Annotated in this window: 9 protein-coding genes; 7 read left to right on the top strand and 2 right to left on the bottom strand. The window is 66.1% G+C overall.

What is annotated here, in order from left to right:
• Window positions 1-52: 52 nt before the first annotated feature.
• On the top strand, window positions 53-898 hold the full coding sequence (metF, locus tag AC1DIX_RS26785) for a methylenetetrahydrofolate reductase [NAD(P)H] (protein WP_477328300.1): 846 nt from the start codon (window positions 53-55) through the stop codon (window positions 896-898).
• A gap of 51 nt (window positions 899-949) precedes the next feature.
• On the opposite strand, the gene AC1DIX_RS26780 is transcribed toward metF, so the two are convergent.
• Window positions 950-1513, bottom strand: a complete 564-nt coding sequence (locus AC1DIX_RS26780) for a 5-formyltetrahydrofolate cyclo-ligase (protein ID WP_442124475.1) — start codon at window positions 1511-1513, stop codon at window positions 950-952.
• 93 nt (window positions 1514-1606) lie between these two features.
• On the opposite strand from AC1DIX_RS26780, the gene AC1DIX_RS26775 reads away from it, so the two are divergent.
• The 5 genes from AC1DIX_RS26775 to AC1DIX_RS26755 all read left to right on the top strand — a co-directional run bounded on the left by AC1DIX_RS26775 (window position 1607) and on the right by AC1DIX_RS26755 (window position 7232).
• Entirely contained in the window at window positions 1607-3634 is a 2028-nt protein-coding gene (locus AC1DIX_RS26775) for a lytic transglycosylase domain-containing protein (RefSeq protein ID WP_477328299.1), read from the top strand.
• Window positions 3635-3657: 23 nt separating this feature from the next.
• Window positions 3658-4647, top strand: coding sequence for a complex I NDUFA9 subunit family protein (locus AC1DIX_RS26770; protein WP_477328298.1), 990 nt, complete (start codon window positions 3658-3660; stop codon window positions 4645-4647).
• Between the two features lie 9 nt (window positions 4648-4656).
• A complete protein-coding gene (locus AC1DIX_RS26765) occupies window positions 4657-5373 on the top strand; it encodes a glutathione S-transferase family protein (protein WP_442124478.1) in 717 nt (238 codons plus the stop codon).
• Between the two features lie 14 nt (window positions 5374-5387).
• Window positions 5388-6476, top strand: a complete 1089-nt coding sequence (locus tag AC1DIX_RS26760; RefSeq protein ID WP_442124503.1) for a tRNA nucleotidyltransferase/poly(A) polymerase-related protein — start codon at window positions 5388-5390, stop codon at window positions 6474-6476.
• 93 nt (window positions 6477-6569) lie between these two features.
• On the top strand, window positions 6570-7232 hold the full coding sequence (locus tag AC1DIX_RS26755) for a GNAT family N-acetyltransferase (protein ID WP_477328297.1): 663 nt from the start codon (window positions 6570-6572) through the stop codon (window positions 7230-7232).
• Between the two features lie 5 nt (window positions 7233-7237).
• Here the strand turns inward: AC1DIX_RS26755 and AC1DIX_RS26750 are convergent, their stop codons facing one another.
• Complete coding sequence (locus AC1DIX_RS26750; RefSeq protein ID WP_442124480.1) at window positions 7238-7738, bottom strand: Lrp/AsnC family transcriptional regulator; 501 nt, start codon at window positions 7736-7738, stop codon at window positions 7238-7240.
• A 165-nt stretch (window positions 7739-7903) separates the two neighbouring features.
• Here AC1DIX_RS26750 and AC1DIX_RS26745 point away from each other — a divergent pair, with 165 nt between their 5' ends.
• Window positions 7904-11467 (top strand): indolepyruvate ferredoxin oxidoreductase family protein, encoded by a 3564-nt coding sequence (locus AC1DIX_RS26745; protein ID WP_442124481.1) that lies wholly within the window; start codon window positions 7904-7906, stop codon window positions 11465-11467.
• Window positions 11468-11540 lie beyond the last annotated feature (73 nt).

Below are 11540 nucleotides of genomic sequence, written 5' to 3'. Positions count from 1 at the left end.
ATCCTGTACAGCGTGATTTCGTGGGCGCTTTCTACCTTACTCCTGAATAAAGATGGAAACCCCTAATATCAGCATCGAGTTTTTCCCGCCCAAGACTCCCGAGGGCGCGGAAAAACTGCGCGCGGCGCGCCAGAATCTGGCGGCGCTGCAGCCGAAATACTTTTCGGTGACCTTCGGCGCCGGCGGCAGCACCCAGCAGGGCACGCTCGACACCGTGCTCGAGATCCAGTCCGAAGGCCACGCCGCGGCGCCCCACCTGTCCTGTGTCGGCGGCACCCGCGAATCGATCCGCACCATCCTGCGCGAGTTCCAGTCGCACGGCATCCGCCGCCTGGTCGCCCTGCGCGGCGACTTGCCGAGCGGTTATGGCGGCGCCGGCGAGCTGCGCTATGCCAGCGACCTGGTCGAGTTCATCCGTGCCGAGACCGGCGACTGGTTCCACATCGAAGTCGCCGCCTATCCGGAGATGCATCCGCAGGCGCGCTCGCCGCAGGACGACCTGCAAGCCTTCGCCCGCAAGGTGCAGGCCGGCGCCAATGCGGCCATCACCCAGTACTTCTACAACGCCGACGCCTATTTCCAGTTCGTCGACAACGCGCAGAAGATGGGCCTGGACATCCCGGTCGTGGCCGGCATCATGCCGATCACCAACTTTACCCAGCTGATGCGTTTCTCGGATATGTGCGGCGCCGAGATCCCGCGCTGGATCCGCCTGAAGCTGGCCAGCTTCGGCGACGACAGCGCCTCGATCAAGGCCTTCGGCCTGGACGTGGTCAGCCAGCTGTGCGAACGCCTGCTGGCGGGCGGCGCGCCCGGCCTGCACTTCTACAGCATGAACCAGGCGGTGGCCACCACCGCCATCTGGCAGCGACTGCAGGGAACGCAGACGGCGGCCTGATCCTTGCCGCCGATCGCATGCCCGCGCGCCGCAAGGCCGCGGGCATTTTCTTTAGGTCACCTTGCTGATCTCGGTGACGATCACGTCCAGCGGCACGTCGTGCGGCGCATGGCCGAACTGCGCTTCCTGGTTGCTGTAGGCAATGCCCAAGGTGCGCGGGCGCGGCGGCAATTCCAGGGTGCGGTCGTAGTAGCCGCCGCCATAGCCCAGCCGGTAAGCGTCGGCATTGAAGCCCAGGCAGGGAATCAAGAGGGCAGGGGGACGCTCGATGAAGCGCAGCTGGGCCGGCACCGCGACGCCCATCTCGTCCGCGATCATCGGCTCGCCCGGCGTCCACTCCGTGAACGTGAGGGGGGCGTTGCGTTCCATCACCACGGGCAGGGCCAGGCGCACGCCGGCCAGCGCCAGCTCCGCATAGGCTGCGCGCAGGTCGGGCTCGCCGGCCAGCGGCCAATACACCCCGAGGGTATCGATCTGGCGCAGGCGCCACCAGGCAATCACCTGGGCGCCGATGTGTGCGTCCCATTGGACCTTGATTGCCGGGTCGAGCGCCCCACGTGCAGTCTTGAGCGCCTTGCGCAGCGCCGCCTTTGCCGCCTGGCTGTCGCCCGCCACGCTTGAGGCGTCATCTGGCAAGCTCGAGAGGGAGCGTGTTATTCTTGATTCGCCGGTCATGAGTTAAATGAAGCGTACATTAAGGTTGGTTTGATGTTTCTTTTGAAATTGTTAGCCGGCGCAAGTGTTGCCGCCACGACCCTGCTGTCGTTCGCGACGGCGTCCGCCCAAACGGCTCCGCCGCCTGCCGCCGCACCTGCTGTATCCGCCGCACCCGCGATCGCTCCCGTGGCCGCGCTGCCGCAGGCTGCGACCGACGCCGCCCGCGAGCAGGATGCCATTTTCCTGCAATTGCGCGAGGCCGCGCGCCAGAACGATGCGGGCAAGGCCGCCGAGCTGGCGGCGCGCCTGCCCAACTACGCAATTCCCTCGTATGTCGACTATTATCGGCTCAAACCGCGTCTGAAGGACGCATCGAACGAGGAAGTCCTGGATTTCCTGAAGCATTACGAGGGCAGCGCCATTGCCGACCGCCTGCGCAACGACTGGCTGCTGGAACTCGGCCGCAAGCGCGACTGGGTCAATTTCGACCGCGAACTGCCGCTGTTCGTGAAGAACGACGACTACCAGGTCAAGTGCTATGCGCTGCTGTCGCGCGCCGTGAAAGGCCAGAACGTGGCCGGCGAGGCGCGCGCCCTGCTCGACAATCCGCCGCTGTACGGCGAAGCCTGCGCCGCCCTGGTCGCCCAGCTGGCGCAGTCCGGCCAGTTCACGCAGGCGGACCTGCTGGCCCAGCTGCGCCTGGCCGGCGAGATGCACGCCACCGGCCCCTCGCGCCGCACCGCGCTGCTGCTGGGCGCCTCCGACACCCGTGCCGCCCAGGCGGTCGACGTGCCGGCACTGGCGATGGCGCGCGGCATCGGCAGCAGCCGCGCCGATCACGAAATCTACCTGGTCGCGGTCGGCCGCATGGCGCGCACCAGCCTCAAGCTGGCCACGGTCGCCCTGAACAAGAACGCGTCCAAATTGTCCGCCGAGGAAAAGGCGATCGGCTGGTCGAACATCGCCCTGGCCGCTTCGCTGGTGCTGGCGCCGGAAGCCTACGATTATTGGCAGCGCGCCGCCGGCGCGCCCCTGTCGGAATTCCAGGCCGAGTGGAAGACCAGGATCGCGCTGCGCCGCGGCGACTGGAAGATTGTGAAGGCGACCATCGACGCCATGCCGGCCGAGCAGCGCGCCGAGCCGGCCTGGGTCTACTGGCGCGGCCGCGCCGACCTGGCCCAGGGCCGCAAGGAGGATGCGCAGGCGCTGTTCCGCCGCATCGCCGACCAGAACAGTTTTTATGGGCAACTCGCGCTCGAGGAAATCGGCCAGCAGATCACGATCCCGCCCAGCGCAGTGGGACCAATCGCGCCCACCGCGGCCGAGCTGGCGCAGATGGCCGCCAATCCCGGCTTCAGGCGCGCCCTGAAATTCTTCGGCATGCGCCTGCGCTTCGAAGGCACGCGCGAGTGGAACTGGGCGCTGCGCGACTTTTCCGACCGCCAGCTGCTGGTCGCGGCCGAGTACGCGCGCCAGAACGAGATCCTGGACCGCATGGTGAACACCTCGGAGCGCACCCGCACCGAGTTCGACTATACCCAGCGCTTCCCGGCCCCGCACGACGACATCCTGCAACCCACCGCGCAGGGGCTGGGCCTGGACCAGGCCTGGGTCTACGGCCTGATCCGCCAGGAATCGCGCTTCATCTCCGATGCCCAGTCCGGCGTCGGCGCCTCCGGCCTGATGCAGGTGATGCCCTCGACCGGCAAGTGGGTGGCCGAGAAGATCGGCATGACCGATTACGGCCATGGCATGCTGAGCGATATCCGCACCAACATCCTGCTCGGCACCAATTACCTGAACATGGTGCTGAACCATGCGGAAGGCTCGCAGGTACTGGCCACCGCGTCGTACAACGCCGGCCCCGGCCGCACCCGCGCCTGGCGCGGCCTGCTGAACGCGCCGATGGAAGGGGCGGTGTTCGTCGAAACCATTCCTTTCGAGGAAACGCGCAACTACGTGCGCAACGTGATGTCGAACGCAACGAACTACGCCGCACTGTTCGAGAAACGTCCACAGTCGCTCAAGGCCCGCCTGGGGACGATCATGCCGCGTGGTGGTAGCATGGGCTTGCCATGATCGGCCTGCCTTAGGAGATTGCCATGCGCGATCTGTCGGTAGTGTTGTTCGGAGGAACAGGATTCATCGGCAGCCATCTCGCAGCGCGGCTGGCCGAGCACGACATGAGCATCGTGGTGCCGACCCGCCACGAAGCGCATGCCATGCACCTGATGCCGCTGCCGGGCGTCGACATCGTCCAGGCGGATATTCACGACGATGCCGTCCTGCGGCGCCTGGTAACGGGCCGCGATGCCGTCATCAATCTGGTCGGCATCCTGCATTCGCGCCAGGGCATGCCCTACGGGCCGCAGTTCCGCCACGTCCACGTCGAGCTGCCGCGCCGCATCGCCAGTGCCTGCGCCGCCGCGGGCGTGCCGCGCCTGCTGCACATGAGCGCGCTGGGCGCGGCCCGCGACGGCCCCTCGATGTACCAGCGTTCGAAGGCCGACGGCGAACTGGCGGCCGCCAGCGAAGCGGGCGTGGCGGCGACCATCTTCCGTCCCTCGGTGGTGTTCGGCCCGGGCGACAATTTCATGAACATGTTCGCGCGCCTGCAGCGCCACCTGCCGGTGGTGCCGCTGGCAGGTGCCGATGCGCGCTTCCAGCCGGTGTACGTCGGCGACGTCGCCGAAGCCTATGTGCGCGCCCTGTTCGACGACGCCACCCGCAGGCAGACCTGCGAGCTGGGCGGTCCCGGCATCTATACCCTGGCCGAGCTGGTCAGGCTGGCCGGGCACTGGTCCGGCCATCCGCGCCCGGTGCTCAGGCTGCCCGACGCCCTGGCGCGGCTGCAGGCCGGCTTCTTCGAGCTCCTGCCCGGCACGCCGCTGATCACCCGCGACAACCTGGATTCCATGAAAGTCGATAATGTTGTCAATCCGTCCCATCAGGTCTTGACAGCGGAGGCGCTCGGAATCAAGCTCACGGCGCTCGAGTCCGTCGCGCCGTCCTACCTGGCGCCCACCGGACAACTCGACGAGCTGCGCTCCCGGGCGCGACATGCTCACACGGAACACCCCCATCCGAAATAGAAAGAGACCATGCAGACCATCGAACTCGATCCCACGCTTTCTCAGACCCTCGACCAGGCGCGCCAGGCCGGCCTGACCCTCGTCATCGGCAACAAGAACTATTCGTCGTGGTCGATGCGCCCCTGGGTGGCGGCGGTCGCGGCCGGGATCCCGTTCACCGAAGTCCGCGTGCTGCTCGACCAGCCGGACACCGCCGCCAACATCGCGCGCTTTTCGCACGCCGGCCGCGTTCCCGTGCTGCTGGCCGGCGAGATGACGATCTGGGACAGCCTCGCCATCTGCGAATACCTGGCCGAGCAGTTCCCCGATAAGCACCTGTGGCCGCAGGACGTGGCGGCGCGCGCGATGGCGCGTTCGGTGGCCGCCGAGATGCATTCGGGCTTTGCCGACCTGCGCACCTCGATGTCGATGAGCATCAAGGCGCGCCTGCCGGGCCGCGGCCGCACGCCGGGCACCCAGGCCGACATCGGCCGCATCTGCGAGATCTGGGAAGAGTGCCTGGCGCGCTTCGGCCACCACCGCTTCCTGTTCGGCGATTTCTCCATCGCCGACGCCTTCTACGCGCCGGTGGTGATGCGCTTCAAGACCTACGGCGTGGCGCTGGCGCCTGCCCTGCAGGCCTATTGCGACCGCATGCTGGCCCATCCGGCGGTGGCGCGCTGGGTCGAGGAAGCGATGGCGGAAACGGAAATCGCCGCCGTCCACGAAGACGAGCTGCCGGAGTGACTGGCTTGACGACGATGCAGGCCTATGTCGTCGGCGGCGCGGTGCGCGATGAACTGCTGGGGCTGCCGGTGCAGGACCACGACTGGGTCGTGGTCGGCGCCACGCCCGAGCAGATGGTGGCGCAAGGCTTCCGTCCGGTCGGCAAGGATTTCCCCGTCTTCCTGCACCCCGACACGCACGAGGAATACGCGCTGGCCCGCACCGAGCGCAAGACGGCGCCCGGTTACCACGGCTTCGTCTTCCACACCTCGCCCGACGTCAGGCTGGAAGACGACCTGATCCGGCGCGACCTGACCATCAACGCGATGGCGCGCGCCGCGGACGGCAGCATCGTCGACCCCTATGGCGGCCGCCAGGACCTGGAAAACCGCATCTTCCGCCACGTGTCGGAGGCCTTCGCCGAAGACCCGGTGCGGATCCTGAGACTGGCCCGCTTTGCCGCGCGCTTCCCGGCATTCCGCGTGGCCGAGGCCACCAATGCGCTGATGCGCAGGATGGTCGAGGAAGGCGAGGTCGATGCCCTGGTGCCGGAACGTGTGTGGCAGGAACTCTCGCGCGGGTTGATGGAGCAGAAGCCCTCGCGCATGTTCGCCGTGCTGGGCGACTGCGGCGCTTTGTCCCGCATCCTGCCGGAGCTCGATGCCGATACGCCGCTGATGCAGGCCATCGACCACGCCGCCGGACGCGGACTCGAGCTGCCGGTGCGTTTTGCCGTCCTGATGCACGGCCTCGGCAAGGAGATTCCCGACATTTGCAAGCGCCTGCGCGTGCCCGTCGACTGCCGCGACCTGGCCGTCATGACGGCGCGCGAGCGGGACATCATTGGCCGCGCACCGTCCCTGGACCCGGAAGCCGTCGTCAGCCTGTTCGAACGCAGCGACGGCTTCCGCAAGCCGGAGCGCTTTGCCCAGATGCTGCTGGCCGCCGAATGCGCGGCGCCCGGCCATGAGACGCACGCACCGCGCCTGCTGAAGGCCCTGGAGGCGGCGCGCGGGGTGAACGCCGGGGAGATTGCCGGGCGCTGCGCGGAGAACAAGGCGGGGATTCCGGCGGCTGTGCACGCGGCGCGGGTGGGGGCGGTGCAGGCGGCACTGGACGATTAGCTCCGTCGCCGCACCTTACAAATCCTCCGCAGCAGTCTACTCAGCCAATCCGTTACAATGACGATTGGTGCAGTGCACAAAAACGAATAAACGATGCAGGATAACCCCCTACGCCGCTGGCTCAGCAACCTGACCGGCAAACACGGCCGCCAGCCGGTACTGGTCAAGGCCTTGAGCAAGCGCGACCATCGTCGCGTGCTGCGGCATTTCCTCGCCCTCGACAGCAACGACCGCCTGCTGCGCTTCGGCAGCATGCTGCGGGACGAGCAGGTCATTGCCTACGTCAACAAGATCGATTTCTCGAAAGACATCGTGTTTGGCGTGGTCAACCGCATGTTCCAGCTGGCCGGCGTCGGCCACCTGGCCTTCATCTCGCGCGAGGCGCATCCGGACAGCATCAATTACACCGACAAGGAAAAAGTGGCCGAGTTCGGGGTCTCGGTGTCGGCATCGGCGCGCGGGCAGGGCGTCGGCACGCGGCTGTTCGAGCGCGCCGCCATGCATTGCCGTAATTCGGACGTCGACACCCTGTACATGCAGTGCCTGTCCTCGAACCGCACCATGATGCACATCGCCAAGAAGGCCGGCATGGAAATCAAGCGGGAATATGGCGAGGCGGACGCCCACCTGCACCTGCCGCCGCCCAGCCCCTCGAGCGTGCTGGCCGAGGCGCTGGAAGAGCAGGTGGCGAAGATCGACTATGCGGTCAAGCGGAATACACGCGCCGCCTTGAAGTGGCTGTCGCCTAAAAAATAGGCGCTCTAAACGATGGGCAGCGCCGTCGTTTCCTTGATCTTCTGCAGCGCAAAGCTGGACTTCACGTCCAGCACCGCCGGGTGGCGCAGCAGCGTTGCCATCATGAAGCGCGAGAAATGCTCCATGTCTTCCACGTGGACGCGCAGCAGGAAATCCATCTCTCCCGTCATCGCATAGCAATCCACCACTTCCGGCCAGGTCGACACGGCCTGGGCGAATTCGAAGCGCGGCGAGGTCGCCGGCACGCGTGCGTTCGGCGCGCCCTCGGCGTGCTTTTCCAGGCGCACGTTCACATAGGCCAGCAGGCCCAGGCCCAGCTTGTCGGCATCGAGCAGGGCCACGTACTGTCGGATCACGCCGGCCTCCTCGAGCCGCTTGATGCGGCGCAGGCAAGGCGATGGCGACAGGTTCACGCGCTCGGCCACGTCCTGGTTCGACAAGCGGCCATCGGCTTGCAGAATGGCAAGAATCTTCCGATCGGTTTTATCCAGCTCGATCTTTGACATGAATTTCCCTTGGTCTTCGGATGTTCCGCAATTTTATTGCGCAAATCACTCGGCGGGGGGAATTGATTGAAATTTTATGGCGAGCGCTCAGGCCTATACTCGCAGACAGACCGAAGTGGCCAGCGTGAACTGGCCGCGCGCATAAAAGATTACAACGGAGACACAATGAACGCACCCCTGGACCGCTCCCAGCTGGAGCCGGCGCAGCCGTCGCCTGCCCACGAGATCACGCTGGACGACAAATGGACGCTCGAACGCGGCCGCGCCTTCATGACCGGCACCCAGGCACTGATCCGCCTGCCGATGCTGCAGCACGAGCGCGACCTCAAAGACGGCCTGAACACTGCCGGCTACATCACCGGCTACCGCGGCTCGCCCGTCACCGCGGTCGACCAGACCGCCATGAAGGCGAAGAAGCACCTGCAGGCGCATAACGTTCACTTCCACCCGGGCATGAACGAAGACCTGGCGGCGACCGCCGTCTGGGGCACCCAACAGACCAATCTGTTTGAAAACGCCAAGTACGACGGCGTGTTCGCCATGTGGTACGGCAAGGGCCCGGGCGTGGACCGCTGCGGCGACGTCTTCAAGCACGGCAACAACGCCGGCTCCGCCAGGCATGGTGGCGTGCTGGTGCTGGCCGGCGACGACCACGCGGCCAAATCCTCCTCGACCGCCCACCAGTCCGACCACATCCTGCACCACGTCGGCATGCCGGTGCTGTTCCCCTCGTCCGTCCAGGAATACATCGACTATGGCCTGCATGCCTGGGCGATGAGCCGCTACAGCGGCCTGTGGGTATCGATGAAGTGCGTGACCGACATCATCGAATCCGGCGCCGTGGTCGACCTCGATCCGGACCGCGTGCAGCCCGTGATCCCGAGCGATTTCGAGATGCCGCCAGGCGGCCTGAACATCCGCTGGCCGGACGCCGTGCTGGACCAGGAAGTGCGGATGAACAATTACAAGTGGTACGCGGCGCTGGCCTATGCGCGTGCCAACAAGCTGAACCAGATCGTCTGGGACAGCCCGAAGCCGAAGATCGGCATCATCACCGCCGGCAAGAGCTACCTGGATACCCGCCAGGCCCTGGCCGACCTCGGCATCGACGAGCAGGCGGCGGCAGACATCGGCCTGCGCGTCTATAAAGTCGGCATGACCTGGCCGCTGGATTCCGTCGGCGTGCACGAGTTCGCGCAAGGCCTGGACGAGATCATCGTGGTCGAAGAAAAGCGCCAGGTGCTGGAGTACGCGCTGAAGGAAGAGCTGTACAACCTGCCGGACGGCGAGCGTCCGCGCGTGGTCGGCAAGTTCGACGACAGCGGCGAATGGGATATCAAGAACCGCTCCGGCCAGGGCGACTGGCTGCTGCCGGGCACCTACGAGCTGAACCCGGCCCAGATCGCGCGCGCCATCGCTTCGCGCATTGGCCACTACTGCGCCGGCCATCCAGTGGCCGAGCGGGTCGCCCAGCGCATCGCCTACCTGGAAGCCAAGGAAGCCGTGCTGAAGGCGATTCCGGTGAAGGCCAATCCGGAAACCGACCGCATTCCCTTCTTCTGCTCGGGCTGCCCGCACAACAGCTCGACCAAGGTGCCGGAAGGTTCGCGCGCCCTGGCCGGCATCGGCTGCCACTACATGGTCTTGTGGATGGACCGCGAGACCTCGACCTTCACGCAGATGGGCGCGGAAGGCACGACCTGGATCGGCCAGGCCCCGTTCACGGATGAAAAGCACGTGTTCGCCAACCTGGGCGATGGCACCTATTTCCACTCGGGCGTGCTGGCGATCCGCGCCTCGGTCGCGGCCAAGGTCAACATCACCTACAAGATCCTCTATAACGACGCGGTCGCGATGACCGGCGGCCAGACCCACGACGGTCCGCTGGATCCGGCCAAGATCAGCCGCCAGCTGGCCGCCGAAGGCGTCAATCCCATCATCGTCGTCACCGACGAGCCGGAAAAATACCCGGCGGATTACCCCTGGGCCGAAGGCGTCACCGTGCGTCACCGCGCGGAGCTGATGGACGTGCAGCGCGAACTGCGCGAGATGAGCGGCGTGAGCGCGATGATCTACGACCAGACCTGCGCCTCCGAAAAACGCCGGCGTCGCAAGAAGGGCGAATTCCCCGACCCGGCCAAGCGCGCCGTGATCAACGAAGCCGTCTGCGAAGGCTGCGGCGACTGCTCGAAGCAGTCGAACTGCCTGTCGGTCGAGCCGCTGGAAACGGAACTGGGCCGCAAGCGTCAGATCAACCAGTCCTCGTGCAACAAGGATTTTTCTTGCGTCACCGGTTTCTGCCCGAGCTTTGTCACCGTCGAAGGTGGCGGCCTGAAGAAACCGAAGAAGGCCTCGTCCGCCGAGGCGACGCCGCCGGCATTGCCCGCGCCGCGCATCCCGGCGACATTGGCCCCCTTCGGTATCCTGGTGACCGGCATCGGCGGCACCGGCGTGGTGACGGTCGGCCAGATCCTGGCTGTCGCCGCCCACGTCGAGGGCAAGGGTGCGCTGGTGCTGGACATGAGCGGCCTGGCCCAGAAGGGTGGTCCGGTGATGTCGCACGTGCGCCTGGCCGATAAGCAGTCCGACCTGCACTCGACCCGCGTCGGCACCGGCAGCGCGGACCTGGTGATCGGCTGCGACCAGATCGTCACCGCCAGCCGCGACGCCCTGTCGCGCATGGGAGAAGGCCGCACCCGCGCCTTCGTCAACAACAGCGGCGCCACCACCGCGGCCTTCATCAAGAACCCGGACTGGCAGTTCCCGGCCGAAGGCTCGAAAGGCGCCATCGTCCAGGCTTGCGGCAAGGACAACGTCGATTTCGTCGACGCCGGCCAGATCGCCACCGCGCTGATGGGCGATGCCATCGCCACCAATATGTTCATGCTCGGCTATGCCTTCCAGAAGGGCCAGGTGCCGCTGCAGGAAGCTTCGATCATGAAGGCGATCGAACTGAACGGCGTGTCGATCCCGTTCAACAAGGCCGCCTTCAACTGGGGCCGTACCGCCGCCCACGACCTGGCCTCCGTCACCAGGCTGACGACCCCGGCCAAGGTGATCGAGTTCAAGCGCAGCCAGTCGCTCGAGGACATCGTCAAGCGCCGCGTCGAACTCTTGAGCGCCTACCAGAACGCTTCGTATGCCGCTCAGTACAAGGCCTTCGTGGACCAGGTCCTTGCCGCCGAAGCGAAGATTGGYAAAGGCACCCGCCTGAGCGAAGCCGTGGCGCGCTACCTGCACAAGCTGATGGCTTACAAGGACGAGTACGAAGTCGCGCGCCTGTACACCGACCCGGCCTTCATGCAGAAGATCGGCGCCATGTTCGAAGGCGACGTGAAACTGAAGTTCCACCTGGCGCCGCCGCTGCTGGCGAAGAAGGACAAGCAGGGCCATCTGATGAAGCAGGAATTCGGTCCGTGGATGATGAAGGCGTTCGGCGTGCTGGCGAAATTGAAAGGCCTGCGCGGCACCGCTTTCGACGTGTTCGGCTACACCGAGGAGCGCAAGATGGAGCGCGCCCTCATCCAGGAATACCGCCGCACCGTCGAGGCCCTGCTGCCGAAGCTGACTGCCGAGAACCTGGCCCAGGCCGTGGCGATCGCCAGCATCCCGGAAGACATCCGCGGCTTCGGCCATGTGAAGGAGCGGAACCTGGCTGCGGCCAAGCGCAAGGAGGCTGAGCTGTTGGCGGGATTTCATGCGGGTGATGCGGTCAAGCGCGTCGCTTGATTAGCCAGGCCGTCGTCCCCGCACTCACTACCGTCGTTCCCGCGCAGGCGGAATAGCGCCAGTGGCGCTATTC

The sequence above is a fragment of the Massilia sp. 05N420 genome (assembly GCF_056397205.1).
This window is presented reverse-complemented; position numbering and strand designations above follow the sequence as displayed.